The organism is Pseudidiomarina salilacus (assembly GCF_047323925.1).
In the GTDB taxonomy this organism is placed as follows: domain Bacteria; phylum Pseudomonadota; class Gammaproteobacteria; order Enterobacterales; family Alteromonadaceae; genus Pseudidiomarina; species Pseudidiomarina salilacus.
Genome location: NZ_CP178751.1, coordinates 1908497 through 1933977, shown reverse-complemented (window position 1 = coordinate 1933977; position 25481 = coordinate 1908497). Strand labels below are relative to the sequence as shown.

24 protein-coding genes are annotated in these 25481 nt (G+C 51.2%); 13 read left to right on the top strand and 11 right to left on the bottom strand.

All coding sequences use genetic code 11. The features are described from left to right. The first annotated feature begins 9 nt into the window (after positions 1-9). A complete protein-coding gene (gene gyrB, locus ACJ8W9_RS09175) occupies positions 10-2430 on the top strand; it encodes a DNA topoisomerase (ATP-hydrolyzing) subunit B (protein WP_411359721.1) in 2421 nt (806 codons plus the stop codon). A 63-nt stretch (positions 2431-2493) separates the two neighbouring features. Here the strand turns inward: gyrB and glyS are convergent, their stop codons facing one another. Then, the gene (gene glyS, locus ACJ8W9_RS09170) at positions 2494-4560 is read right to left on the bottom strand and encodes a glycine--tRNA ligase subunit beta (protein ID WP_411359722.1); all 2067 of its coding nucleotides are present in this window, start codon (positions 4558-4560) and stop codon (positions 2494-2496) included. Between the two features lie 3 nt (positions 4561-4563). Further along, entirely contained in the window at positions 4564-5469 is a 906-nt protein-coding gene (glyQ, locus tag ACJ8W9_RS09165; RefSeq protein WP_034733524.1) for a glycine--tRNA ligase subunit alpha, read from the bottom strand. 98 nt (positions 5470-5567) lie between these two features. On the opposite strand from glyQ, the gene ACJ8W9_RS09160 reads away from it, so the two are divergent. Then, positions 5568-6182, top strand: a complete 615-nt coding sequence (locus ACJ8W9_RS09160) for a DNA-3-methyladenine glycosylase I (RefSeq protein WP_411359723.1) — start codon at positions 5568-5570, stop codon at positions 6180-6182. After that, entirely contained in the window at positions 6175-6654 is a 480-nt protein-coding gene (locus ACJ8W9_RS09155; protein WP_411359724.1) for a GNAT family N-acetyltransferase, read from the top strand. Before ACJ8W9_RS09160 ends, ACJ8W9_RS09155 begins: the two co-directional genes overlap by 8 nt. A 213-nt stretch (positions 6655-6867) precedes the next feature. On the opposite strand, the gene tusA is transcribed toward ACJ8W9_RS09155, so the two are convergent. The 3 genes from tusA to fadB all read right to left on the bottom strand — a co-directional run bounded on the left by tusA (position 6868) and on the right by fadB (position 10522). Beyond that, the gene (gene tusA, locus ACJ8W9_RS09150) at positions 6868-7104 is read right to left on the bottom strand and encodes a sulfurtransferase TusA (protein WP_411360898.1); all 237 of its coding nucleotides are present in this window, start codon (positions 7102-7104) and stop codon (positions 6868-6870) included. Between the two features lie 98 nt (positions 7105-7202). Next, a complete protein-coding gene (gene fadA, locus ACJ8W9_RS09145) occupies positions 7203-8369 on the bottom strand; it encodes an acetyl-CoA C-acyltransferase FadA (protein WP_034733514.1) in 1167 nt (388 codons plus the stop codon). Positions 8370-8380: 11 nt separating this feature from the next. Next, positions 8381-10522, bottom strand: a complete 2142-nt coding sequence (gene fadB / locus ACJ8W9_RS09140) for a fatty acid oxidation complex subunit alpha FadB (RefSeq protein ID WP_411360897.1) — start codon at positions 10520-10522, stop codon at positions 8381-8383. 112 nt (positions 10523-10634) lie between these two features. Here fadB and ACJ8W9_RS09135 point away from each other — a divergent pair, with 112 nt between their 5' ends. The 3 genes from ACJ8W9_RS09135 to ACJ8W9_RS09125 are packed head-to-tail and all read left to right on the top strand — an operon-like array spanning position 10635 to position 14697. After that, complete coding sequence (locus ACJ8W9_RS09135) at positions 10635-12620, top strand: transglycosylase SLT domain-containing protein (RefSeq protein ID WP_411360896.1); 1986 nt, start codon at positions 10635-10637, stop codon at positions 12618-12620. A 5-nt stretch (positions 12621-12625) separates the two neighbouring features. Next, positions 12626-13243, top strand: a complete 618-nt coding sequence (locus ACJ8W9_RS09130; RefSeq protein WP_411359728.1) for a YigZ family protein — start codon at positions 12626-12628, stop codon at positions 13241-13243. A gap of 2 nt (positions 13244-13245) precedes the next feature. Continuing rightward, positions 13246-14697, top strand: coding sequence for a TrkH family potassium uptake protein (locus ACJ8W9_RS09125; protein ID WP_411359729.1), 1452 nt, complete (start codon positions 13246-13248; stop codon positions 14695-14697). Positions 14698-14700: 3 nt separating this feature from the next. Here ACJ8W9_RS09125 and trkA read toward each other — a convergent pair whose 3' ends face one another. The 4 genes from trkA to def are packed head-to-tail and all read right to left on the bottom strand — an operon-like array spanning position 14701 to position 18838. Further along, entirely contained in the window at positions 14701-16077 is a 1377-nt protein-coding gene (gene trkA / locus ACJ8W9_RS09120; protein ID WP_411359730.1) for a Trk system potassium transporter TrkA, read from the bottom strand. Beyond that, the gene (gene rsmB / locus ACJ8W9_RS09115) at positions 16074-17378 is read right to left on the bottom strand and encodes a 16S rRNA (cytosine(967)-C(5))-methyltransferase RsmB (protein WP_411360895.1); all 1305 of its coding nucleotides are present in this window, start codon (positions 17376-17378) and stop codon (positions 16074-16076) included. The genes trkA and rsmB overlap by 4 nt, the downstream gene beginning before the upstream one ends. After that, a complete protein-coding gene (gene fmt / locus ACJ8W9_RS09110) occupies positions 17371-18327 on the bottom strand; it encodes a methionyl-tRNA formyltransferase (protein WP_411359732.1) in 957 nt (318 codons plus the stop codon). Before fmt ends, rsmB begins: the two co-directional genes overlap by 8 nt. Positions 18328-18331: 4 nt before the next feature. Beyond that, entirely contained in the window at positions 18332-18838 is a 507-nt protein-coding gene (gene def / locus ACJ8W9_RS09105; protein ID WP_411359733.1) for a peptide deformylase, read from the bottom strand. A gap of 81 nt (positions 18839-18919) precedes the next feature. Between def and ACJ8W9_RS09100 the strand changes: the two genes are divergently transcribed. Genes ACJ8W9_RS09100 through hemF form a run of 6 tightly spaced genes read left to right on the top strand, consistent with a single transcriptional unit; the run spans position 18920 to position 23457 of the window. Further along, positions 18920-20029 carry a LysM peptidoglycan-binding domain-containing protein gene (locus ACJ8W9_RS09100; protein ID WP_411359734.1) on the top strand — a complete coding sequence of 370 codons (1110 nt, stop codon included), beginning with the start codon at positions 18920-18922 and terminating at the stop codon, positions 20027-20029. Positions 20030-20058: 29 nt separating this feature from the next. Beyond that, on the top strand, positions 20059-21099 hold the full coding sequence (gene dprA, locus ACJ8W9_RS09095; protein WP_411359735.1) for a DNA-processing protein DprA: 1041 nt from the start codon (positions 20059-20061) through the stop codon (positions 21097-21099). 2 nt (positions 21100-21101) lie between these two features. Next, a complete protein-coding gene (locus ACJ8W9_RS09090; RefSeq protein ID WP_034733495.1) occupies positions 21102-21575 on the top strand; it encodes a DUF494 family protein in 474 nt (157 codons plus the stop codon). Beyond that, positions 21576-21971 carry a type I DNA topoisomerase gene (locus ACJ8W9_RS09085; RefSeq protein WP_411359736.1) on the top strand — a complete coding sequence of 132 codons (396 nt, stop codon included), beginning with the start codon at positions 21576-21578 and terminating at the stop codon, positions 21969-21971. It begins immediately after the preceding gene. 15 nt (positions 21972-21986) lie between these two features. Next, the gene (locus ACJ8W9_RS09080; protein ID WP_411359737.1) at positions 21987-22538 is read left to right on the top strand and encodes an L-threonylcarbamoyladenylate synthase; all 552 of its coding nucleotides are present in this window, start codon (positions 21987-21989) and stop codon (positions 22536-22538) included. A gap of 1 nt (position 22539) precedes the next feature. After that, positions 22540-23457, top strand: a complete 918-nt coding sequence (gene hemF / locus ACJ8W9_RS09075) for an oxygen-dependent coproporphyrinogen oxidase (protein ID WP_411359738.1) — start codon at positions 22540-22542, stop codon at positions 23455-23457. Here the strand turns inward: hemF and ACJ8W9_RS09070 are convergent. After that, the gene (locus ACJ8W9_RS09070; protein ID WP_411359739.1) at positions 23454-23870 is read right to left on the bottom strand and encodes a group II truncated hemoglobin; all 417 of its coding nucleotides are present in this window, start codon (positions 23868-23870) and stop codon (positions 23454-23456) included. The genes hemF and ACJ8W9_RS09070 overlap by 4 nt on opposite strands. On the opposite strand from ACJ8W9_RS09070, the gene aroE reads away from it, so the two are divergent. Continuing rightward, positions 23869-24699, top strand: a complete 831-nt coding sequence (gene aroE, locus ACJ8W9_RS09065; protein WP_411359740.1) for a shikimate dehydrogenase — start codon at positions 23869-23871, stop codon at positions 24697-24699. The two genes, ACJ8W9_RS09070 and aroE, sit on opposite strands and share 2 nt — an antisense overlap. On the opposite strand, the gene ACJ8W9_RS09060 is transcribed toward aroE, so the two are convergent. Next, positions 24686-24952 carry a hypothetical protein gene (locus ACJ8W9_RS09060; RefSeq protein ID WP_411359741.1) on the bottom strand — a complete coding sequence of 89 codons (267 nt, stop codon included), beginning with the start codon at positions 24950-24952 and terminating at the stop codon, positions 24686-24688. The genes aroE and ACJ8W9_RS09060 overlap by 14 nt on opposite strands. Positions 24953-25481: the final 529 nt, after the last annotated feature.

Sequence of the window (25481 nt, the reverse complement as noted above, 5' to 3'; positions counted from 1 at the left end):
AAGCTTGTTATGGCAGAAAATAATTACGATTCGTCCAGTATCAAAGTCCTAAAAGGACTCGATGCCGTTCGTAAAAGACCAGGCATGTATATCGGTGATACCGATGACGGCACAGGTTTGCACCACATGGTTTTCGAGGTCGTAGATAACTCGATCGATGAAGCCTTGGCTGGCCACTGTAAGGATATTATCGTCACTATCCATACCGACGATTCCGTATCGGTAAGAGATGACGGCCGTGGCATTCCTGTCGATTTACACCCTGAAGAGGGCGTATCGGCCGCACAGGTCATCATGACCGTATTGCACGCCGGTGGTAAATTCGACGATAACTCATACAAAGTTTCGGGCGGTTTGCACGGGGTAGGTGTATCGGTCGTGAACGCATTATCTGACAAATTGCAGATGACCATCCGTCGGCAAGGACACGTCTACGAGCAATTCTATAAGCTCGGCGATCCGGTAGAGCCGCTGAAGCAGATCGGTGATACAGACAGAACCGGTACCGAAATTCGCTTCTGGCCAAGCCCGACGATTTTTACCGGCATTGAATTCCACTACGACATTCTCGCAAAACGCCTGCGCGAATTGTCGTTCTTAAACTCTGGCGTCTCGATTATTTTGCAAGATGAGCGCTCAGACAGAAAAGACCATTTTAAATATGAGGGTGGTATCGCCGCATTCGTTCAGTATTTGAATGATAAAAAGACCCCGATTCATCAGGGCGTCTTTCACTTTTCAACTGAGCGTGAAGATGGCATTACGGTAGAAGTCTCGATGCAATGGAACGACACCTTCCAAGAGAATATCTACTGCTACACCAACAACATTCCACAGCGCGATGGTGGTACTCACTTAGCTGGCTTCCGCGCAGCTCTTACGCGTACGCTTAACTCTTATATGGACAAAGAGGGGCTGAGTAAGAAGTTTAAAATGACGGCAACCGGCGACGACGCGCGAGAAGGTCTCGTGGCGGTTGTTTCAGTAAAAGTACCGGATCCAAAATTCTCGTCGCAGACCAAAGAAAAGCTTGTTTCTTCTGAAGTGAAAACCGCAGTAGAGCAGTCGATGAACGACAAGTTTAGCGACTTCCTACTTGAGCATCCGAACGACGCTAAGATTATTGTCGGCAAGATTATTGATGCGGCGCGTGCGCGTGAAGCTGCACGTAAAGCTCGTGATATGACCCGTCGTAAAGGTGCACTCGACCTTGCTGGATTACCAGGGAAGCTTGCTGATTGCCAAGAGAAAGACCCAGCGCTTTCAGAACTCTACATCGTGGAGGGTGATTCTGCGGGTGGTTCTGCGAAACAGGGCCGGAACCGCAAGTTCCAAGCGATTCTGCCTTTGAAAGGTAAGATTCTGAACGTTGAGAAAGCTCGCTTTGACAAGATGCTAGCATCGCAAGAAGTGGCGACGCTTATCACCGCATTAGGTTGTGGCATTGGTCGCGACGAATACAACCCTGACAAAACGCGCTATCACCGCATCATTATCATGACCGATGCTGACGTCGACGGCTCGCACATTCGTACGCTGCTGTTGACCTTCTTCTATCGTCAGATGCCAGAATTGATTGAGCGCGGTTACATGTACATTGCACAACCACCACTGTACAAGGTGAAAAAGGGTAAGCAAGAAACCTACATTAAAGATGATCCAGGTTTGATTGCCTACTTGACCAGCTTGGCGCTTGAAAACGCGTCTTTGCATGTCAATGCTGACGCTCCAGGTATCAGTGGTGCACATTTAGAAACTCTGGTTAATGAGTACCAATTGGTACAAAACGCGATTAAGAACCGTTTGTCGCGTCGTATGCCAGAGACCTTCTTGCAGCGTTTGTTATATGCTCCGCGCCTGAGCGACGAGCGTTTGAAAGACGGTGCCGCTATGCAAGCATGGGCGGAGCAATTGCAGGGCGACCTGACGTCACGTGAAATCAACTCGGCAACCTACACTTTGAGTGTCGCATTTGATGAAGAACGTAAGATGCACTTGCCAGTTGTAACTGTGCGGATGCACGGTATCGACACCGACTACCCACTGAACTATGAGTTCTTGATGTCTCGTGATTATGACCAACTGGTCAGCATCGGTGAGAAGATCAATGGTCTCGTCGAAGAGGGGGGTTATGTGCGTCGTGGTGACAAAGAGAAGCCTGTGGACGACTTTGTCGATGCAGTTGAATGGCTGATCAATGAATCGAAGCGCGGTGTCTACATTCAGCGCTATAAAGGTCTTGGTGAAATGAACCCTGACCAATTGTGGGAAACCACGATGGATCCAGAGACTCGCCGCATGTTGCGTGTAACCATTGAAGATGCGATTGCAGCGGACCAGCTCTTCACCACCCTGATGGGTGATGAAGTTGAGCCGCGTCGTGATTTTATCGAAACGAACGCATTGAAAGTTGCGAATCTCGACGTCTAGTCCAGAGCAACGCAAAAAAAAGGAGCCGAAAGGCTCCTTTTTATTTTTAAATCAATAACTTAATCAATTTAAAACTGATATATCAGCAATCTGTAAGAAGAGGTTCCGCAGGCGTTGCAAAATCGCTTGGCGATTGCCACGTACCGCGACATCGTCAGCGTTGACCATTACATTATCAAAGAACGCATCTACAGGCTTCTGTAACGCTGCTAGCGCCTTTAACGCACCCGTGTAGTCGTTCTGCTTTAATGCAGCAGTCGAACGCAGCTCAGCTTCTTCTAGCGCTTTAACTAAGCTGATTTCTTCGCCAGCATTGAGTAAACCGCTATCGATTTTACTTGGAATGGTTTCTTCAACTTTCGCCAGAATGTTCGCAACACGTTTGTTCGCGGCCGCAAGCGCTTCCGCTTCAGACAAATTTTGGAACGCCGCGACTGCGTGCACACGCTGGTTGAAATCAACAGGGCGCGTTGGGCGACGGGCGAGTACTGCTTGAATCACATCAACACTGACACCTTGCTCTTGGTACATTGGTCGATACCGGCCCAGCAAGAACTCAAGCACTTCGTCAGCGACATTGTCATTGGTCAACAGGCTGCCGAAGCTTTGCGTTGATAAGTCGATAAGATCGGCCAAATCGAGCGGCAAATCTTTCTCGACAATGATTCGCAGTAGACCAATGGCCGCACGGCGTAAAGCAAATGGATCGCGGTCGCCTTTGGGGGTTTGCCCGATACCAAAAATACCCACTAGCGAATCTAGCTTGTCGGCGATCGCAACCGCACAGCCAGCAATCGATTGCGGTAATTGATCACCGCTAAAGCGTGGCAGGTAGTGCTCGAAAATGGCCTCGGCAACGCCGGTAGGTTCGTTGTCGTTATGCGCATAGTGCATCCCCATCACGCCCTGAGTTTCTGGAAATTCTGAGACCATCTGCGAAACTAAATCAGCTTTACAGAGATAACCCGCACGGGCGGCAACGGTGCCGTCCTTACCCAGTAATTTGGCAATATCTTCAGCGACTTGTGCAATTCGGTCTGACTTATCTTTGATGCTCCCCAACTGCTTCTGGAACAGCACGTTTGCGAGTGCCGGTACACGCTCAGCGAGGCGAGTCTTTTTGTCGGTATCGAAGAAGAACTGCGCATCTGCAAGGCGAGGGCGGACCACGCGCTCATTGCCACTGATGATTTGTTCCGGTTCTTTGCTTTCGATATTGGTGACGAAGACAAATTTCGGTAACAGGTTGCCGTCGGCGTCTTCCAACGGAAAGTAGCGTTGGTCATCCTTCATGGTCACAATTAACGGCTCTTTCGGTACATTCAAGAAGGCTTTGTCGAAGCTTGCGGTCAGGGCCACTGGCCACTCAACGAGTGCAGTCACTTCATCGAGCAGTGCCTCATCCTTGCGAATAGTACCATTGGCGGCTTTTGCTGCGGCGCTGATACCGTCGACGATACGCTGACGGCGCTTGGCGAAATCGGCAACCACCCAAGCTTCCTCTAGGGTTTTCTCATAGCTGTCGGCGTTGGTTAGCGTTGCACCTTGTGGGCAATGGAAACGGTGGCCAAGTAAGTGATTCGACGACGCAACACCCAACACGGTACCTGGAATCAACTGATCGCCGTGGAGCATAGTGATGGTGTGCACAGGACGAATAAACTGAACGCTGCTTGCGCCCCAGCGCATTGGCTTAGGAATCGGTAACTTGGCTAACGCTTTCTCGACAAAATCAGGCAGCAATTCAGCGAGTGGTTGACCTTTTACTTCAGCTTTGTAGAGGAGCCATTCACCTTTATCCGTCTTTAAGCGTTCAGCTTCAGCAACTGTAATGCCGTTGCCTCGAGCCCAGCCTTCTGCGGCTTTGGTCGGATTGCCATCGGCGTCAAATGCGACATCGACTGAAGGTCCGCGTTTTTCCACCACTTGGTCGGCCTGTTGCGCTGCAACGTCAGCGATTTCTACGGCAAGGCGACGCGGGCTGGCGAACAAACGTGCTGCACCGGCGCTGATGTTGTGCTCTTGCAACAGTTGCTCAAGCGCACTCCCGAAAGCTTCACTTAAGCTTTTCAGTGCCTTCGGTGGTAGTTCTTCCGTACCAATTTCTACGAGTAGGGTAGCTGTTTGCACGACTTAGGCTCCTTGCTCTGCCAGTGGAAATCCAAGCGCTTCTCGCGCTGCGTAGTAGGCCTCAGCACAACCTTTGGCCATGGTGCGTACGCGCAAAATATAACGTTGCCGTTCAGTTACCGAAATCGCGTGGCGCGCATCCAGTAAATTAAAGGCGTGTGAGGCGCGCATGACTTGCTCGTAAGCTGGGAGTGGCAAATTCTGCTCAAGCAAATGCTGGCACTCTTTTTCACATGCATCAAAGCGCGCGAAGAGCACGTCGACATCGGCATGTTCAAAGTTGTAGGTCGACTGCTCGACTTCGTTCTGGTGGAACACGTCACCGTAGAGAATTTTACCGCGTGGGCCGTCAGTCCAGACCAAATCGTAAATGCTATCAACGCCCTGAATATACATGGCTAGGCGCTCTAATCCGTAGGTGATTTCACCAGCTACCGGTTTGCATTCAAGTCCGCCAACTTGCTGAAAGTAAGTAAACTGGGTCACTTCCATACCGTTCAGCCAAACTTCCCAGCCGAGCCCCCAGGCACCTAAGGTAGGAGATTCCCAGTTATCTTCAACAAAGCGAATGTCGTGTACGAGCGGATCAAAACCAAGCATTTGTAGCGAGCCTAAGTACAGTTCTTGGATGTCTTTTGGCGACGGCTTCAAAATGACCTGAAACTGATAGTAGTGTTGTAAGCGGTTCGGATTCTCACCGTAGCGGCCATCGGTAGGTCGACGACAAGGTTGTACATAGGCGAAATTCGCTGGCTCAGGGCCAACGGCACGAATAAAGGTCATGGGGTGGAAGGTACCTGCACCCACTTCCATATCCAACGGCTGCACAATCGCGCAGCCTTGTTGCGCCCAGTAATCTTGCAGCGCGAGGATGAGCCCCTGAAAGGTTTTTACATCATAGCTAGCCATGCGTTGGTCTCGTACTTAGATCTTTACGGAAAATTGGCGTAAATTATAACCTTTATTCAGCCTTGGTGACAGGGCATGGCGTAGGAGCCGATGGAAAAATGCAAGCTTCACTGAATCGTTGCAGTTGGTGTGGGACTGACCCGCAATACGTGCAATATCACGATGAGGTCTGGGGACGTCCCGTGACCGACAGTCGGGAGTTGTTTGCCAAGCTGTGTTTAGATGGCCAGCAGGCGGGACTCAGTTGGCTCACAATTTTGCGGAAGCAAGCGAATTATGAGCGGGCGTACTGCGATTTCGATCCGGAGCAAATCGTGCAGCTGCCTGAGCGTTATAAAGCTGAGTTGATGCAAAATGCAGGCATCATTCGCAATCGTCTGAAAATTGAGTCGATATTTAAGAATGCGCGGGCGTTTTTGGGGTTGCGCGAGCAAGGTATCGAATTTAACCAGTTTCTTTGGCAATTTAGCGATGGAACGCCGCGGATCTTCGCTCGGCAGGGGGGGGATATACCGACTTCCGATGCGGTTTCTGATACTATGGCGAAGGCCCTGAAAAAAGCGGGTTTTAGCTTTGTTGGCACGACTATTTGTTACGCATTTATGCAGGCGGTGGGCATGGTTAATGACCATGTAGTGAGCTGCCATTGTTATGACGACGTTTGTCGTGAGATGCGTGATTTTTCCTTAACGGTACGAGAGCATCATGGTTGAAATTACTTTAGCTGATTATCAAAATCCGAAGCATCGCCAAGCGGTGGTCGCTATGTTAGATGACTACGCACGCGATCCTATGGGGGGTGGCGAGCCATTGCCTGAGGAAACGAAGGAAAACTTAGTGGACGAGATGGCGAAGCGCGACTATGTGTTTTCGCTGCTCGCATTTGTGGATGATCAGCCGGTGGGTTTGGCGAACTGTGTTGAGGGTTTTTCGACCTTTGCGGCAAAGCCAGTGATGAATATTCACGATATTGCGGTGATCAAGGAGTTCCGCGGTAAAGGTATTGCGAAGCGCTTATTGCAAGAGGTGGAGACGCTGGCCCAATTCCGCGGTTGTGTAAAACTAACGCTGGAAGTGTTGCAAGGCAACGAGCCGGCCAAAATCGCCTACGACAAATTCGGCTTCAAGCCTTACCAGCTCGACGAAGGCAACGGCATCGCCGAATTCTGGCAAAAATACATCTAACTCCTGCTGCGAAGGCTTTGCGCAAAATCGCTAGCCGAGTACCAAGGGTCGCCGTGAACCCGTCCGTGGGGGCTTGGCTGCCGCATCCATGCGGCAGACACCCTTGCTACTCGGCTAGCGATTCCGCACCCGCTTTTGCAACCCCCACACCCGGCCTCTGCCCCCGAAAAGCGAAGCGCACGAACAGCGAAGCGTACGAATTCCGAATCCCGATTAACCGCCTTTCCGAATCACATATCGATAGGGCACCGCAGCCGTTTCCGCGACCACCAACTGGTGATCCATAAACCGACAGAAGCTCGGAATATCGCGTGTGGTAGCTGGATCGTCAGCGAGCACTTCGAGTAAGTCGCCATCGTTGAGTTTGCGAATGGCGGCACGGATCAGCATGACCGGCTCGGGGCAGCGCAGGCCAAGGGTATCGAGGGATTGGGTGATAGTGTCTGCCACAGTTATTCCTTTTAAATCCGCTATCCAAACAAAAACGCCGCTCCGGTTAGGGAACGGCGTTTAGTTTACGGCAAAACCGTGAAGCTCAAAAGCGCTGCTTAGTCGAGGCGCTCGAACACGGTAGCGATGCCTTGGCCAAGGCCGATACACATGGTGGCGAGGCCGAGGGTAGCGCCTTTGTCTTCCATCAGGTTGATCAGGGTGGTCGAGATACGCGCGCCTGAACAGCCGAGTGGGTGACCGAGGGCGATGGCGCCGCCGTTCAAGTTGACTTTTTCGTCCATCTTGTCGAGTAAACCAAGGCCTTTGAGGACTGGCAACGATTGGGCGGCGAAGGCTTCGTTGAGCTCGAATAAATCGATGTCGTCGATGCTGAGGCCGGCACGTTGCAAGGCTTTTTTGGTGGCTGGCACGGGGCCGAAGCCCATAATTGATGGATCGCAACCTGCAACTGCCATGGCGCGGATTTTTGCGCGTGGCTTTAAGCCAAGTGCTTTGGCTTTGTCAGCTGACATGACGAGCATGGCCGCAGCGCCGTCAGACAATGCTGACGAGGTGCCGGCGGTGACGGTGCCGTTAGCTGGATCGAACACTGGACGCAACTGCGCGAGGCCTTCGACGGTGGTTTCTGGACGAATGACTTCGTCATCTTTAATAAGGCGCAAAATACCATCGGCATCATGGCCCTCGATCGGCAAGATCTCTTTGGCAAAGCGGCCGTCAAGCGTGGCTTGGTGGGCGCGTTGATGTGAGCGCGCACCGAAGGCATCTTGGGCGGCACGGTCAATCTCAAACTTACGTGCGAGCAATTCAGCGGTCATGCCCATTGAGCCAGAGGCGCGAGCTACTGACTTGTTCATGCCTGGGTGAAAATCGATGCCGTGGGTCATGGGGACGTGACCCATATGCTCGACGCCACCGGCGATAAAGATATCGCCGTCGCCGGCCATGATGGCGCGGGCGGCGTCGTGCAATGCTTGCATGGACGAGCCACATAAGCGATTCACGGTGACGGCTGCAACGTGGTGCGGTATGCCGGCGATTAAAGCGGCGTTGCGGGCAACGTTAAAGCCTTGTTCGAGGGTTTGTTGGACGCAACCCCAATAGATGTCTTCGAGTTCGTTGACGTCCACTTGAGGGTTACGTTCGAGCAAGCCTTTCATGAGGTGTGCAGAGAGGTCTTCGGCGCGAACATTACGGAACACGCCATTTTTCGAGCGCCCCATTGGGGTGCGAATACAGTCGACAATTACTACGTCTTTCATAATATCCTCCGTTAGCCTGCGAAGTAAGATTTACCGGCTTTAGCCATTTCACGCAGACCGTCGGTAACTTGGTACATTTCGCCTAGATGTGCGTACTTGTCGGCAAGTTCGACGAAGTTTTGCAATCCTACGGTTTCTAGGTAGCGGAAAGGTCCGCCACGGAACGGCGGGAAGCCGAGGCCGTACAGGAGTGCAATATCACATTCAGCGGCACTGTTAACGATGCCTTCTTCTAGGCAACGTACGCATTCATTCACCATTGGCACCATGGTGCGCGCGATGATTTCATCAGCGCTGATTTCTTTACCCGAGATGCCAAGCATGTCGTAAACTTCCGGAGCTTTTTCTTTGCTCGGGCGGCCTTTTTTGTCGACGCCGTAGTTGTAGAAGCCTTTGTCATTTTTCTGGCCGTAACGTTCGGCTGCGGCAAGTTTGGCAATGGCGCTACTGGTATCACGCGGCATGCGCGATGGGAAGCCATCCGCCATAACGACGGTGCAGTGGTCGGCGGTATCGATGCCGACGACGTCAGACAAGTAAGCTGGACCCATCGGCCAGCCGAACTGGCGTTCCATGACTTTGTCGATGGCAGCGAAGTCTGCGCCTTCGTCGACCATGCCTGCAAAGCCGGCAAGGTAAGGGAATAAGACGCGATTTACTAAGAACCCTGGGCAATCGTTGACAACAATCGCGGTTTTGCCCATGCGTGAGGCGTAAGCGACGACCGCGGCCACGGTTTCATCAGAGGTTTTTTCACCACGAATCACTTCAACCAGCGGCATTTTGTGCACTGGGTTAAAGAAGTGCATGCCACAGAAGCGTGATGGGTCTTTTAAATTTTTCGCGAGGCGATCGATAGAAATGGTTGAAGTGTTTGAAACGATAATGGCATCGTCAGCAACGACTTGTTCCATTTGCGCAAGCACCTTGCCCTTAACGTCTGGGTTTTCAACCACGGCTTCCACTACGATATCGACGTTTTTCACTGCCTCATCGAGTAAGGTTGGGGTAATTGCAGACAAAATTTTCGCCATTTTCTTATGGTCAATTTTGCCGCGCTCGACCAGTTTTCCGAGTATTTTGCTCGCTTCGCCCATGCCTTGGTCGAGTGCTTCTTGGCGGATGTCCTTCATGACCACCGGCACGCCCTTGTAGGCTGATTGATAGGCGATACCACCGCCCATGATGCCAGCGCCAAGGACCGCTGCGGTTTTGATTTCTTTAGTGGCTTGCTTAGCGGCTTTTTTCGCTTTGCCTTTGACCAATTGGTCAGCCATAAAGATGCCAACTTGCGCATGACAAGCGTCGGTTTGGGTGAGGCCAACGAAAGCTTCGTTTTCGGCATTGAGCGCTTCTTCCCGCGCATGGCGAGCGCCTTTTTCAATGGCTTGAATAGCCGCATGCGGTGCCGGATAGTGTTTACCTGCTTTGGCTGCGACCATGCCTTTGGCGGTGACCAGCGTCATCGTTAGCTCGGTGTCGTTGGCTTTCAGTGCTTCTAGCTTAGGTTGGCGCTTGGCCTGCCAATCAAGGTCGCCAGCGAGGGCTTGCTTGACCATTTCGAGTGCGGCATCGCGCAGTTTCTCGGGTGCGACGACGGCATCTACGAGGCCAACTTTTTGTGCATCAACAGCGGAATTGTTCTTACCTGTAGTAATCCATTCCAATGCGTTGTCTGGGCCGATGATACGTGGCAGACGCATGGTGCCACCGAAACCTGGAATCAGTCCAAGCTTCACTTCTGGCAAACCGATGGTCGCGGTGGTATCAGCAACGCGGTAGTCACAGGCGAGGGTAGCTTCACAACCGCCGCCGAGGGCAAAGCCGGTGATGGCTGCAACGGTCGGCACGGGCAAATCTTCAAGTTGGTCAAACACGCGTGATGCTTTGTGCACCCATTTTTTCGTTTGTTCGAGATCTGCGAATAAGGTTTGGAATTCGGTGATGTCGGCGCCTACAATGAAAGTAGGTTTGCTGCTGGTGACGATAACGCCACGAAGGCCATCGGTGGTCGCAAGTTGCGACAAGGCTGCACTGAATTCTTCCAAGGTTTTCTGGTCGAATTTGTTAACGGAGCCGGCTGCAGCAAACTGCAATTCGGCAATGCCGTCGGTGACAAATTCAACCCGAATGCTTTCACCCTGATAAATCATATATGGTCTCCTGATTTCCAGATTGCTTTCGGTTAGCGTATGATTCTTAGTCACTAGAGTTTCGCCCGATTGGGGCGATTTTTCAATGTTTTTTAAACGTGCGTTTGAAATTATGCGGTTCTTACGAACAACAGTCTGTGCACTCAGCTTGACACTGCTCCCACTTGGGAATGCGGTTGCCGAGCCGAAAATCTTCGATCCTCAATTAGCTGGGGGCGATAGTCGTGAATTGCAACGGCAAGCGTTCCGCAAAGCGGAATATGCGGCTAAGCGAGGACGGCTGGTGGAATACAACCAGCTCCTTGGGCAGCTGCAAGATTATCCATTGCTACCCTACCTAGAACTCGAACGGCTGCTTCAAGTAGGCTATCTCGCCAACGAAGATCGCGTGCTTACTTTTCTGGAAGTACTCGATGACACGCCTTTAGATTGGCAATTACGTGGGCCGTGGCTTGACTATTTGGCGCGTAATAATGAACAGCAGCGTTTCATTCGCGATTTCCAACATCCAGGCCGTATCAGCCACCGTTGCTATTTTTGGCGGTTTACCCTCGAGCAAGCCACCCAGCCGCGTGATGCGGTGCTACGGGCGGTCGATCAGCTCTGGTTAACGGGGGAGTCGCTGCCGAGCGAATGTGATCCGCTACTCGAAACTTGGGCAGACGCTGGCAAACGTACAGAGCAAATGGTCTGGCGCCGCGCGCAGTTAGCGGCGGAAGAAGGTAAGCACTCGTTGTTGCCTTATCTGTCGCGGCTTGTGGACAGTCCGACTAAAGAGCTGATTCTAAGTTATCGGCAAGTACGCCGTAATCCCGCCAATTTGGTCCGTGAGCTGCCAAGTCTTGCCAATCAACAAGGTCGTGCTGCGAGTCGCGCAGCTGATATTGTGAGCTATGGGCTAGGGCGCTTGATTTGGCGTGATCCTGATCTGGCGATACGGACTATGCAGCAATTGCCGGCAAGTATTCCGCTAACGGCTTCACAGATTACTGAAATTGAGCAGAAATTTGCGGTGGCGTTGAGCGCCAAAGACCATCCTGCCGCGCATACCTGGCTGCAGCGCTTAACGGTTGCCGAGCATGACGCGCAAACCATGCAGTGGCAATTGGCTGAATGGGTGCGCGAGGGTCAGTGGCAAGCATTCATTGAGCATCCACTGGCACAAATGGCGGTTGCCGCTAAGCAAGCGCAATGGCAATACTGGCAGGCGCGCGCTCACGAGGAACTTGGCAATAGTGAACAAGCGCAAGCAGGCTTTGATGCGATAGCCGAGCAGCGCAGCTACTATGGTTATCTGGCCGCAAGTAAAGTCGATAAGCCGCTGTCGCTGAACCGTGAACCTATTGTTTACACGGTTGACGAGTTAGCGGATATTCGTGCGTTGCCAGGCGTGCAAAGGGCGTATGAATTCTTGCAACTGCAACGCTATATCGATGCGCGACGCGAATGGTTTCAGTTGTTACAAATCACTGATGCGCGGCAACAAGAGTTGCTAGCGGTGCTTGCTTCGCAGTGGGGGTGGCACGATCAGGCCATCTATGCATTGGGGCAACTGGGCGAGTTCGGTGCGATCGAACAACGCTTTCCCCAAGCTTATGCCGAGGAGCATCGAGAGTTTGCTCGCCAAGCGGGCGTTCCCGTGGAATGGGCTTTGGCGATTTCACGCCGTGAAAGTGCGTTTCGTTTTGATGCTTCTTCTGGTGCGAACGCTCATGGTCTCATGCAGCTATTACCGAGCACGGCAAGCTATGTGGGCAAGCGTCAATATGACCGATTTGATTTGATGAGAGTGAGCACTAACATACAACTTGGAACCCGCTATATGGCCGATCTCAAGCGACGCTTGGGGGACAACTGGGTAGTGGCAACGGCAGCCTATAATGGTGGGATTTATCGCGTCGTCGACTGGGTTCCCGAGCAACCGATTGCAATTGATCGCTGGGTTGAAATGATCCCCTACAAAGAAACGCGTGACTACGTAAAGAACGTGTTGGCTTATGAACAAATCTATTTGTTGTTGGAGCATCCTGAAGCGCCGCGCAACCGCTTCGCTGATTTAAAGGATATGACGATTAGCAAGCAATCTTTAGGTATTTAGCGCGAATGCAAAGCTATTTAATTCCTGCTGCAAACGCGGTTGCCGAAATAGATGTTAAGCAAAGCCGCTTTATTTGCTCGATCGCGCCGGCCTCCAGTTCGGTCGAGCATCAACAACATATTCAAGCCTGTCAGCGGCAATGGCCGAATGCGAGTCATTATTGCCACGCCGCCATTTGTGCCGCACCTAATGCTTCTTCGAGTTATGTGATGAGTGATGACGGTGAGCCAAGCGGCACGGCGGGGCGACCTATGTTAACGGTTTTACTGAATAGCGGCCTTGGCGAAGTCTCTGTGGTGGTGACCCGCTACTTTGGCGGCACAAAACTCGGTACCGGAGGGCTGCAACGCGCTTATACACAAGCGACGCTCGTGGCTTTAGAAGCAACTGACAAAATCGAGAAAAAAGTTCGCAAATCAGCGTATTTACACTACGATTATGCAGATCAAAATGTTGTATCGCACTGGTTAGCACAGTACGATGCCATCATCGAACAACAAGATTTTGGCGCCACCATTTCGCAACAAGTTGCTTTACCTGAAGCACAGTTTTCGGACTTGGCTGCGGCGCTTAAAAACGCGACACAAGGGCGTGTCACCTTAGCAAAAACATCTGGGGATTAGTGGTGCGCACAAGAGGCATTTTACGGATTTTAGGGCTGCTGATTTGTTTATTCAGTGCCACTCTGTTACCTCCTGCAGTGGTTGCGCTGATTTATGGCGACGGTGGCGGAACCGCCTTTATCCTTGCCTTTGCGATTAGTCTCGGGATTGGTTTTCTGGTTTGGTATCCACAGCGTAATGTGCGACATGACCTAAAAGTGCGCGATGGCTTTCTACTCACAGTCTTATTCTGGACGGTGCTGGGGATGGTCGGGGTGATGCCACTGTATTTCGCTGAAGAACTTCCTTTGTCGTTCACCGATGCCGTTTTTGAATCCTTTTCTGGCTTGACCACGACCGGCGCAACTGTCATTCAGGGCATTGAAACCTTGCCGCACAGCTTGCTGTTTTATCGTCAGCAACTGCAATGGCTGGGTGGTATGGGTATCATCGTACTCGCCGTAGCCATCTTGCCGATGCTCGGTATCGGCGGCATGCAGTTGTATCGCGCTGAGATTCCTGGCCCCTTGAAAGACGCGAAAATGACGCCGCGGATCGCTGATACGGCCAAACATCTATGGTATATCTACGTTGCACTTACCGCCGTGTGTGCCACCGCTTATCATCTGGCTGGTATGTCCTGGTTTGATGCTATCGGCCATGCCTTTTCGACCATAGCTGTGGGTGGCTTTAGTACCTATGACGCGAGCATGGGGTATTTTGACAGCGCGACCATTAATACCATTTGTGTGGTGTTTCTATTGCTGTCGTCGATCAACTTTGCGGTACATTATGCAGCAATAACGGGTCGCTCCATTTTGCCGTTGTTGCGTGATCCCGAAACGCGCGCGTTTTTGGGGATTCAAGCAACGCTTATCTTTATCGTGTTTGCGACGGTTTTGGTCCACGATGTCTACAGCGATACCGGAACAGCCTTCAATCAAGCACTGTTCCAAGCGGTTTCGATTAGCACAACCGCAGGCTTTGCCACCACGGACTTTGCCAGTTGGCCGCTGTTTTTACCGATCCTACTTATTTTTGCCAGCTTTATTGGCGGCTGTGCCAGTTCAACGGCCGGTGGTTTGAAAGTCGTGCGCGTGGTGTTGCTATTCCGCCAAGGGGTGCGAGAGCTCAACCGTTTAGTGCACCCATCGGGAGTGTACTCGGTGAAATTGGGCCAGCGGGTATTACCACCACGGATTGTTGAGGCAGTATGGGGCTTTTTCGCTGCCTATGCGTTGGTGTTTGTGGTGATTATGCTCGGCTTGTTGGCCACCGGATTGGAAGACATTACGGCATTTTCAGCAACCGCTGCTGCACTCAACAATTTAGGTCCAGGTCTGGGCGACGTTGCGGCAAACTACGCAACTATTCCTGATGGGGCGAAATGGTTGCTGGTATTGGCGATGATTTTCGGTCGTCTTGAAGTGTTTACCTTGTTGGTGCTGCTCACCCCAACTTTCTGGCGCTCATAAAGATTAGAAGAATAGGGCGCTGGGCTGGAATAAACGCTCCACTTCACGAATATACTTCTTATCGACCAAGAACATAATGACATGATCGTCGGCTTGCACGATGGTATCGTCATGCGCAATCATCACTTCGTGACCACGTACAATCGCACCGATAGTAGTGCCGGGTGGTAGCTTGATTTCATTGATCGCTTTACCCACCACTTTTGAGGTTTTCTCGTCGCCGTGCGCGATTGCTTCAATGGCTTCGGCAGCGCCCTTGCGAAGCGAATACGCATTCACAATGTCAGCCTTACGAATCAGCGAGAGCAGCGCTGAGACGGTTGCCCGTTGCGGCGATATCGCAATATCAATGACGTCATCTTGCACCAAATCTACGTACGCTTGGCGCTGAATCAGCACCATCGTCTTCTTGGCACCCATTTTTTTCGCCAGCATTGCCGACATAATGTTGGCTTCATCGTCGTTGGTTACTGCAATAAATACGTCAACGTCTTCAATATGTTCGTCGGAAAGTAAGCGATGATTTGATGCATCGCCTTGCAAAATCGTGGTGTGACTAAGGCTCTCGTTGAGTTGTTCGGCACGCTCTTGATTGCGTTCAATCAGTTTCACCTGATGGTTGTCTTCGAGCATCCGCGCTAAGCCAGCGCCGACATTACCACCGCCGGCGATCATAATTCGCCGGTATTGGTGCTCAAGCTTCTGCATTTCTTCCATTACCATGCGCACGTAGCGGGTATCGGCGATGAAAAACACCTCGTCACCAGCTTCGATGATGGTCGTGCCCATTGGCTTTATGGCTTTGCCTTGACGGAAAATTGCCGCGACTCGCGTTTCAACGTTCGGCATATGGTCTTTGAGCGACGAAATGGCATGACCTACTAACTTACCGCCATAGTAGGCTTTCACTGCGACAAGGCTGGCGCGACCACTAGCAAATTCCATGACTTGCAGGGCGCCGGGGTAATCGACCAAGCGTTTAATATACTGTGTGACTTTTTGTTCGGGCGAAATGACGTGGTCAACTGGCATATCATCTTTATGAAAGAGCTGATCACGAAAGTCGATGTACTCTTCAGAGCGCACGCGCGCGATGCGCTTCGGTGTGCGGAACATGGTATAGGCGATTTGGCAGGCCATCATGTTGGTTTCATCGCTTTGGGTTACGGCGATAAGCATGTCAGCGTCTTCACAACCCGCGTTGCGTAACACTCGTGGATACGAAGCGTGACCTTGCACGGTACGAATATCATGATACTCGGCCAGCATTGCCAGTTTGGTCGGGTCGTTGTCGACAACCGTAATATCGTTATCTTCCCCAGCCAAGTTTTCAGCTAGGGTACCGCCAACTTCACCACCACCGAGAATCACTATTTTCATTGTGCTTTGTCCACGATTGCGTAGTAAAAACCATCACCACCTTGTTCGCCGGGTAAACGCTGCCAACCAAACTCGCCATTGGGCGCCGTTGGCTGCGGCAGTGCGTCTGGATGACGCGCTACGAAAGCATCCATCTGCTGCTGATTTTCTTGCGGCAGAATCGAACAGGTTGCGTAAACTAACCTACCACCGGGTCGAATTAATGACCAGAGGGCATCTAAAATCTTCGCTTGTAACTGCACCAATGCGTTAATGTCGCTCGCACGTCTTAACCATTTAATATCAGGGTGTCGGCGAATGACACCGGTGGCCGAGCAGGGCGCATCAAGCAAAATCCGATCGAATAAATCACCGCTCCACCATTGATCAGGTGCTGCAGCATCTCCGCATAATACCTCGGCTGAGAGTTGCAATCGCGTAAGATTTTCGTAAACACGCTCGAGTCGTTGTGCATCGACATCAAGCGCGGTCACTTTGGCTAGTGGTGCGAGTTCAAGAATATGCGCTGTTTTGCCGCCGGGCGCAGCACAACAATCCAAGACATGCTCCCGCTCCTGCGTCGCTAACAACGGCGCAGCATGCTGAGCTGCAATATCTTGTACCGAAAACCAACCCTGCTCAAACCCTGGTAATTGGCGGACGTCGACGGTGTGGTTTAGTTTAATCGCAGTGGGCAGCATTGCCGCGCTATCAGGGTCGATGAGTTCAGCGTCGAAAGCATTCAGCGCATCGATAAATTCTGGCACAGACGTCTGTTGAGTGTTGACGCGCAACCACATCGGCGCTTGTTGATTATTGGCGGCAAAAATCGCTTCTGCTTGGTCGGGATAGGCCGCTTGAATGACATCGGCAAGCCAACGTGGATGTGCATGCGCTAAATCTTGCCGCTGTTGCAAGCGCGGAAGTAGCTGTGCGCGTTGCCGTTGTAGATTTCTTAACACTGCGTTGACCAAGCCTTTTTGGCGGCGCTTTTTGAGTGCGACTGTAGCTTCTACTGTAGCAGCGACTGCGGCATGATCAGAAGTGTTCATCAATAAAAGTTGGTAAGCGCCCACTAACAGCAGATAGTTCAGAATAACAAGATCTTTCTTCAGCGGTTTATCAAGAAACTCACTTAGTGCGGCATTAAGTAAAGGCAGGTTTCGCAGTACGCCATAGGCGAGCGATTGCACATGTGCACGATCGCGGGGCTCTAAATTTTTGCTATGCAATGGTAACGCCTGATTTACCGAACGACCTTGTTCGAGCACGTCTGCAATGACTAACGCGGCAGCGGCACGGGAATCCGCACCTTTACTCATGTTCAACTCCAGGCAGAACGCTGTGTAAGGGGAACCATTCACTGCGACCGTTTAAAAAGTCGCTTACAGGCATAGGCTTTTTGCCCGGCGGCTGTAACTCGGTAATGCCTAGGGCGGCATCTGCCGTTTGAATCACAATGCCCTGTTTATCTGCACGCAACACGGTGCCTGGCGCCTTGCTCGGGTCGCCAGCAGCGACTTCGGCGCGCCATACCTTTACAACTTGCCCAGCGGAGGTCGTTAACCAGGCGATCGGCCATGGGTTAAACGCGCGGACATTACGTTCGAGCTGTGTCGCGGCTAAGTGCCAATCGAGCTGTGCTTCTTCTTTACTGAGCTTTTTCGCATAAGTGACCTGATGCTCGTCTTGCACTTGCGCGTCCGCCAGATGCTGAGGTAAATCCGCCAAACATTCAATTAATGCCTGTGGACCCAGCTCGGCGAGTTTGCCATATAAGCTAGCAGAGGTTTCTTCTGCAGTAATTTCAGTGCTGCGACTGAGCAATACCGGACCGGTATCAAGCCCTGCCTCCATTTGCATAATCGCAACACCAGCGTGCGAATCGCCAGCCCAAATAGCGCGCTGAATCGGTGCCGCCCCTCGCCAACGTGGCAGTAATGAACCGTGTACGTTGATACAGCCATACTTTGGAATGTCGAGCGCCGCTTGCGGTAACAGCAAGCCATAGGCAACTACGACCATAACGTCAGCATGGTATTGCGCAAGCTGCGCTTGAGCATCGGCATCCTTGAGGGTTGCTGGCTGCTCTATCGGCAGCGCGTGTTTGAGCGCAAGTTGCTTGACCGCACTAGCCTGCAGTTTTTTACCTCGTCCAGCGGGGCGGTCGGGCTGCGTATAAACGGCAACAATCTCGTGCTCAGTGCTCGTCAATAACGCAGCCAAATGTTCAGCTGCAAACTCAGGAGTGCCGGCAAATACAATGCGCATGGCGTTAAACTGCCTGCAACTTAGCTTCTTTCTCAAGCTTTTTGCGAATGCGATCACGTTTCAATGGCGATAAATAGTCCACAAATAATTTGCCGTTCAGGTGATCAAGCTCGTGTTGGATACAAATCGCGAGCAATCCATCTGCAGTAAGACTGAAGCTTTCGCCGTTCCGATCAAGGGCTTGTACGGTCACTTTTTGTGCACGTTCAACCTTGGCGTAGACGCCCGGAAACGATAAGCAACCCTCTTCATTAGTGAATAAACCGTCTTTTTCTGTAATCTCTGGATTGATAAAGACTAACGGTTCGTTCTGATCTTCGCTACAATCAGCTACAAAAAGGCGTTTATGAACATCGACTTGCGTAGCCGCTAGACCGACGCCGTTCGATTCGTACATAGTTTCGAACATCGCATCGATTGTGTTGCGCAAATCATCATCTACACTAGTAACTGGTTCCGCGACAGTGCGTAAGCGCTCGTCTGGATACTTTAAAATGTTTAATTTAGTCATAACTCGTTCATCGCTAGTTTCATCTTTGCCAATTTTAACGTAATTTGGGGATGAAAACACGAGTTTACAATGGAGCTCACTATGACTATGTGGCGATTCCCAGCGATTGCGGTCATCGGATTTTTGCTTGTTGTTCCAGCAACGGCGCTCGCAACGCAACAGAACGAATCTTCTGCGACCTCAACCACGCAGGGTGACGTCATTCGTTTACGTGAAGATGCACCACGCGAATATGTGGTGAAAAAAGGCGATACCCTTTGGGATATATCCGAAATGTTTCTCAGCGACCCTTGGCTTTGGCCTGAGTTGTGGCGGGTGAATGATGATATTGCTAACCCACACCTTATTTATCCGGGTGACCGTTTATATTTAAGCTGGGTTAATGGGCGGCCGCAGTTGTCGCGCAAGGCCTATCGAGCGATGACGCCTGAGGGAAAGATTGAGCCTAAAGGCAATCCAATCCCTACCTTTGATTTAAGCGAGTTGGAACCGTTTTTGGATGGCTTCCATGTCTTGTCTGAAGCGGATTTGCAAAACGTGCCGCAAATCTTAGGTGACAATCGTGGTGCACCGCGCATCAACGGTATGACGCCAGTGTTTGTCGACGGCAATGTCGAAGTTGGCGAGCACTACCGGGTTTATGCGCGCATTGAACAATTTGCTGATATGCACTTGCTGCGTGACGTCGGCGGTATGCGGATCAATATGCAACACGATCGGACTGCAGAAGGCGACCTTATCGATCCAGCACGTGAAATTCGCCGAGGCGATGTGGTGATGGCGCGCCAAGCGCTAGATTTACCAGACATTATCGTGCCAAAGAGTGGCGCTAACGTTGACGGTACTATCGTTGCTTCGCTCAACAGCCGCGAAAAACATGGTAAGTATGACGTGATGGTCATCGACCGTGGTAGTGATGATGGCGTCGAAGTTGGGCAAATGTTCCAAGCGTTACGCCCTGGGACTGCGATCTTTATGGATGAAGAGGTTCCGGAAGCAGCCAACTTATATAAACCTTATGATGATCTGTCCCGTCGTTGGCGCGAGACATTGAATCTGCCACCACAGGCGACCGCGGAAATGTTGGTATTAAAAACCTACGCCAAAGCGAGTGTGGTGATGGTGGTAGATGCACAAGAGTGGTTCGAGGTGGGCGCTTATTTTGTGCCAAAACAAATAGCCGCTAATTAATTTAAAAAATTCTCGCACAAGGATGTGCTATGCAAGCTACCATTCCAGAATTGCTGGCGCTGAGTTGGCTGCCTGCCGATCAGCGTCGCAGTGTCTTCAAGCAAAGCTCTTTTGCTGCCGCGCGACGCTTCATTGCTGACTTTGTTACAGAAGTTCGCCCGCGACAAATACAACTGACCGAAAGTTGGCTCGCAGGTCATTCGAAACGGCGCATCATGCACTGGTTTGAAGCCGACTTTCCTGAACGATTGCGCACCATCAAACGACCACCTTTAGTATTATTTTTGGCTGGTAACGCCGAGCTATTAGAGCGACCGCAACTCGCCATCGTTGGCAGTCGTAAGGCAAGCGCCGTCGCGCAAACCAACGCGGATTACTTTGCCGAGCAGCTCACCCTAGCAGGTCTACTCACTTCCAGTGGGCTTGCGCAAGGCGTCGATAAACATGCTCATCAAGGTGCTCTACGTAATGGACCGACGCTTGCCGTGCTTGGCAATGGTCCGGACGTTGCTTCGCCAAAACGCAACCAGCAGTTGCAGCAGCAAATCGAGCAGGCTGGGTTGTTGGTGACGGAATATCCGCCCGGTACGCCAAGCAAAACTGAACATTTTCCGCTGCGCAATCGTATCCTAAGTGGCTTAGCGAAAGGTGTGTTGGTGATTGAAGCGCAACCGCGCAGTGGTTCATTGAACACTGCTCGGCACGCACTAGAGCAGGGGCGGAGCGTGATGGCATTACCTGGCAGCATTTGGGATGCGCAAGTCAGTGGCAATCTACAGCTGTTGCGCCAAGGCGCGACGCTGGTCCGTGATGCAAACGATGTATTGCAGGAATTGAATCTAGAACCCTGTTATCAGCAAGGCTCGTTGTTGGATGAAAATAAATCCGCAGGAAGCTTGGCAAACCAACAATTGTTGGCTAATGTGGGCTATGAGGCTACATCGTTAGACACTATCGTAGCGCGCAGCGGACTACCGGTCGCTGTGGTTTCTGAGCAGTTGGTGTTATTAGAATTAGAAGGTCGAGTAGCTTCAATCGCCGGTGGTTTTATCAAAGTGGGGAGGCGCTAACGATGTTTGATATCCTCATGTACCTGTTCGAGAACTTTATCCACTCGGATGTTGAGGTGGTGGTAAACCATGATGAGCTTACCGATGAACTCACGCGGGCGGGTTTTCGCCAGCAAGAGATTCATAAAGCTTTGGCATGGTTAGAACGCTTGGCTGACTTGCAAGAGAGTCAGAGCAAGCCGTATCTCAATCGTTCTCAAAGCAGTGCGACGCGTGTGTTTACTGCCGAAGAAAATGCCCGTCTTGATTGTGCAAGTCGCGGCTTCTTAATCTATCTCGAAAACCTTGGTGTGCTCGATTTTGCGACTCGCGAAATGGTGATGGACCGGGTGATGGAGTTAGACTTAGCCGAAGTTACAATCGACGATCTAAAGTGGGTGGTGTTGATGGTGCTGTTTAACGTGCCAGGCTGTGAAGACGCCTACAATCAGATGGAAGGCTTATTGTTTGAGGAACCAGAAGGTCTATTGCATTAAATGACCGACAACTTCCTTGAGCCACAACCACTGGGCGTTCCTTGCCCCCGGTGCCAGCGAGAACTGCAACTGAAGAAAGGCCGTTTCGGCCTTTTTGTTGGTTGTAGCGGTTACCCCGAATGCGATTACATGACATCGGCGGATTTCGACCCTGGCACTGATGTTCCGTGCCCTGAATGTAAGCAAGGCAAGCTGGTGCAGAAAACCAGTCGCTTTGGTCATTCTTTTTATGCCTGCGACGGCTATCCAAAATGTAAGTTTTCCGTTCCGTTGCCACCTGTGGCAGAATCCTGTCCTAGTTGCGATTATCCGATATTGTTGCGCAAGAAAACCAATGCGGGTGAGCGTTTGATTTGTGGTAATCCAGATTGCGATTATAAATCTAAAATACGTTAGTCGACGAGGGTAAAGATGGATTGGGATGCAGCACGCACGGCTTTCAGCACTGGCGAATTATTGGCTTATCCAACCGAGGCGGTGTTCGGCCTAGGTTGTGATCCGCGCAACGAGAAAGCAGTGCAAAAATTGCTTGAGCTCAAGCAACGGCCACTCGAGAAAGGCGTGATTCTGCTTGCTGCGGACTATAGTCAGTTAGTAGCCTACGTTGCTGACTTGAAAATTCCACAAGATAAACGCTTCAGTGTCTTTTCCCACTGGCCTGGACCTATCACCCTTGTCCTGCCGGCGAGCGAGCGCACGCCGAAGTGGCTCACTGGCGGTCGTGATACGATTGCAGTGCGTGTCACCGCACATGAACCGGCACGACAACTTTGTAAGGCACTGGGTAGCGCTATCGTCTCGACCAGTGCGAATGTGGCCGGTGAAGCACCGTTAACCACAGCGAGCGCAGTGCGTGAAGCCTTCGGTGAGCAAATTGCTTGGGTCATGGACGCGCCTGTCGGTACTCTTGCGACACCGACCAAAATCATCGATCCGTTAACCAACTCAGTCGTACGAGATTAATATGAGCCACCCAGCTTTAACACAAGTCATTGATTATTTGAAAAATCTTCAGGACCGCATTAGCGCAGCTTTAGAGCAAGCGGATGGCGGTGCAAGCTTCCGTGAGGATGCTTGGCAACGCCCTGGCGGCGGTGGTGGTCGCTCGCGAGTGTTACGCGATGGTGCTGTGCTCGAGCAAGGTGGAATTGGCTTTTCACACGTTTTTGGCGAGCAAATGCCAGCCTCCGCAACGGCTCATCGACCTGAGTTGGCAGGGCGTAACTTCAACGCCTGTGGCGTGTCGTTGGTGATGCATCCGCGCAATCCGTATATTCCTACGAGTCACGCCAATGTACGCTTTTTCATTGCCGAAAAAGAGGGTAGTGAGCCCGTCTGGTGGTTTGGTGGTGGCTTCGATTTAACACCGTTTTATCCATTTGATGACGACATCAAACATTGGCATGAAGTTGCGCGACAAGCATTGGCACCCTTTGGTGATGATTTATATCCAAAATTTAAAGCTTGGTGTGATGACTACTTTTGGCTCAAACATCGCGAAGAGACCCGTGGTGTTGGCGGTTTGTTTTTCGATGACTTAAATGATCGTCCGTTCGAAGAGTGCTTTGCGATTATGCGTGCAGTCGGTGATGCCTACCTTGAAGCTTATTTGCCAATTATCGAACGCCGCAAAAATACGGCGTACGGCGAGCGTGAACGGCAGTTCCAGCTCTATCGTCGTGGCCGCTATGTCGAGTTTAACTTAGTTTGGGACCGTGGCACCTTGTTTGGCTTGCAAACCGGTGGTCGCACCGAGTCTATCTTGATGTCAATGCCACCTTTGGCGCGTTGGGAATATGGCTTTGAGCCCGAGCCAGGTTCACCAGAGGAGCGGCTCTACCGTGATTATTTGCGCCCGCGTGATTGGCTTACCGAGCTTTAATCGGTATTGATCATATGGTGTGCGAGCGCGGTGAAACGCTGCTTCAATTGCATGTGCACAAGTGGGTCTTCGACCTGTTCATCTAACACTTGATACATACACAGCAGCCATTGGTCACGCAATTTGACATCGATACGAAACGGCAGATGACGTTGGCGTAATCTTGGGTGACCATACTTTTCGACGAATAATTGTGGGCCGCCAAGCCACCCACTCAGAAACTCGAAGAACTTTTGTCGAATCGCGGTGAGTGGGAGCGCGTGGATGGCAAGCAGATCATGCGCACGTGGATCTGTTTCCATGATATCGTAGAAACGTTCTGCAAGTTTTCGTACGCCGGTTTCTCCACCTAGCTGTTGATACAGCGAGGGCGGTTCGGCGGCTGATTTAGATCGTTTAAGAAATGACAACATGAAGCATTTTACAGTCTTTGGTAATCCGATTTCACACAGCTTATCACCGCAGATTCACCAAGCTTTTGCTCAGCAGTTTGGGATTGAGCTGCAATATACCCGCAGTTTAGCATCAAAGGCTACATTTGCTCAGCACGTGGCAGCGTTTTTTCGTAGCGGCGGGGCTGGGGCGAATATCACCGTACCCTTTAAGCAACAAGCGGAACAGCTGGTGACGCATCTAACCGATCGCGCGGCGCGCGCAGGCGCAGTGAACACACTCATTCCACTCGGCTACGGCCAATTGCTCGGCGATACAACAGATGGTGCTGGACTGCTGAATGATCTGCGCTTTATTACCCAGCGTGAGCGACCTGCTGCAAAGGTTTTGATTATTGGTGCGGGAGGCGCTGCGGCAGGTGTTATCGAGTCGCTGCAAGGATGTGGGATGGAAGTGGCGATGACCAACCGTACCTCTACTAAGGTGACGGAGTTACAGCAACGCTTTGCTGGCCTGCAGGGGCTTGAATTTGCGGATCTAAACCAACCAAGACCGAGTGCTTGGCAGGCCGATGACTATATTCTCGTCAACGCAACATCGGCTTCGCTAGGACAACATCAGTTGGCGATTCATGAGTCTTGGTTTGAGGGTGCGGTGCTTGCTTACGATATGATGTACGCAAAAACCGATACGGTTTTCATGCAGCAAGCTCAGCGTGCTGGTGTTGCGAAAACGGCTGATGGGTTGGGAATGCTGATAGAACAAGCGGCCACAGCATTTGCGCTATGGCATGAAGGGATGCTGCCGAACACCGAAATGGTTCGTCGGCAGCTAGCTAGTCGCGGATAACAATATTAGGGCGGAGATTAACTTCACCAGAGTGACTGACCGTAGCGTAATCCTGATTGCGACGCACTACCGCGAGTGGGCCTGCATCGGCGAGGTTACGAATAAATGCGAGCTCATAACCGAATTTCGCTAGTTGATAGACACCAAATTTTTGGTCCATCGACAAACGTTCCCACCACTGGGTCGCATCGAACAAACCACGTCGACGCTCACGCACCGGTTTTACAACGTTTCCGCTGATCATTGCTTTCATATCTCGATTCCCATGTGAATCAACTACCGTGTATGAAAAGAGTGCAAATCAGAACTAATATGACGATCTTCATAGTAAACATCAAGAACTATTTCTGATTACCTATTCATCTAATGGATTATTTCTATATGCGAAAAACATACTAAAAAAGATGATCCAAAAACTGGTTTTCGTGAATCTTTGTGGTAGTCTTATTCCTCGGTCGAAAAAATAAACAGTGTTCGACCAAGGATTCGCCAAATCGCTTTTTACCAGTGAAATGGGATACGGCAAAATCCATTGTTAAGATCAGTTTCCACAACTGACACAAAATAAGAAAAACAAAGCTGTCAGGGCATTATCTTAGAGTAAATCCCTGTTTATAAAGATATTTTTAATATACCAAGCTGCAGATCCGTCCAATGGTTTGCGGCCGCTCGCGCTGTTGTCAACAGACTTATCCACAGTCTGTGCACACTATCTTCAACCGCTTGAACTAGCGCCAATGACACGCCTGTGGCATGCTTACCGCTATCTGAATCCGTAACCC

What these genes read in the sequence shown, in the direction of transcription:
- rsmB (WP_411360895.1), bottom strand. Translation starts at nt 17,378, where the DNA reads ATGAGTAAAGGTGCGGATTCCCGTGCCGCTGCCGCGTTAGTCATTGCA.
- ACJ8W9_RS09130 (WP_411359728.1), top strand. Translation starts at nt 12,626, where the DNA reads ATGCAAAGCTATTTAATTCCTGCTGCAAACGCGGTTGCCGAAATAGAT.
- ACJ8W9_RS09080 (WP_411359737.1), top strand. Translation starts at nt 21,987, where the DNA reads ATGGATTGGGATGCAGCACGCACGGCTTTCAGCACTGGCGAATTATTG.
- hemF (WP_411359738.1), top strand. Translation starts at nt 22,540, where the DNA reads ATGAGCCACCCAGCTTTAACACAAGTCATTGATTATTTGAAAAATCTT.
- ACJ8W9_RS09060 (WP_411359741.1), bottom strand. Translation starts at nt 24,952, where the DNA reads ATGAAAGCAATGATCAGCGGAAACGTTGTAAAACCGGTGCGTGAGCGT.
- fadB (WP_411360897.1), bottom strand. Translation starts at nt 10,522, where the DNA reads ATGATTTATCAGGGTGAAAGCATTCGGGTTGAATTTGTCACCGACGGC.
- dprA (WP_411359735.1), top strand. Translation starts at nt 20,059, where the DNA reads ATGCAAGCTACCATTCCAGAATTGCTGGCGCTGAGTTGGCTGCCTGCC.
- ACJ8W9_RS09160 (WP_411359723.1), top strand. Translation starts at nt 5,568, where the DNA reads ATGCAAGCTTCACTGAATCGTTGCAGTTGGTGTGGGACTGACCCGCAA.
- fmt (WP_411359732.1), bottom strand. Translation starts at nt 18,327, where the DNA reads ATGCGCATTGTATTTGCCGGCACTCCTGAGTTTGCAGCTGAACATTTG.
- ACJ8W9_RS09135 (WP_411360896.1), top strand. Translation starts at nt 10,635, where the DNA reads ATGCGGTTCTTACGAACAACAGTCTGTGCACTCAGCTTGACACTGCTC.
- ACJ8W9_RS09090 (WP_034733495.1), top strand. Translation starts at nt 21,102, where the DNA reads ATGTTTGATATCCTCATGTACCTGTTCGAGAACTTTATCCACTCGGAT.
- def (WP_411359733.1), bottom strand. Translation starts at nt 18,838, where the DNA reads ATGACTAAATTAAACATTTTAAAGTATCCAGACGAGCGCTTACGCACT.
- fadA (WP_034733514.1), bottom strand. Translation starts at nt 8,369, where the DNA reads ATGAAAGACGTAGTAATTGTCGACTGTATTCGCACCCCAATGGGGCGC.
- aroE (WP_411359740.1), top strand. Translation starts at nt 23,869, where the DNA reads ATGAAGCATTTTACAGTCTTTGGTAATCCGATTTCACACAGCTTATCA.
- ACJ8W9_RS09070 (WP_411359739.1), bottom strand. Translation starts at nt 23,870, where the DNA reads ATGTTGTCATTTCTTAAACGATCTAAATCAGCCGCCGAACCGCCCTCG.
- gyrB (WP_411359721.1), top strand. Translation starts at nt 10, where the DNA reads ATGGCAGAAAATAATTACGATTCGTCCAGTATCAAAGTCCTAAAAGGA.
- ACJ8W9_RS09100 (WP_411359734.1), top strand. Translation starts at nt 18,920, where the DNA reads ATGACTATGTGGCGATTCCCAGCGATTGCGGTCATCGGATTTTTGCTT.
- ACJ8W9_RS09155 (WP_411359724.1), top strand. Translation starts at nt 6,175, where the DNA reads ATGGTTGAAATTACTTTAGCTGATTATCAAAATCCGAAGCATCGCCAA.
- ACJ8W9_RS09085 (WP_411359736.1), top strand. Translation starts at nt 21,576, where the DNA reads ATGACCGACAACTTCCTTGAGCCACAACCACTGGGCGTTCCTTGCCCC.
- trkA (WP_411359730.1), bottom strand. Translation starts at nt 16,077, where the DNA reads ATGAAAATAGTGATTCTCGGTGGTGGTGAAGTTGGCGGTACCCTAGCT.
- glyQ (WP_034733524.1), bottom strand. Translation starts at nt 5,469, where the DNA reads ATGGCTAGCTATGATGTAAAAACCTTTCAGGGGCTCATCCTCGCGCTG.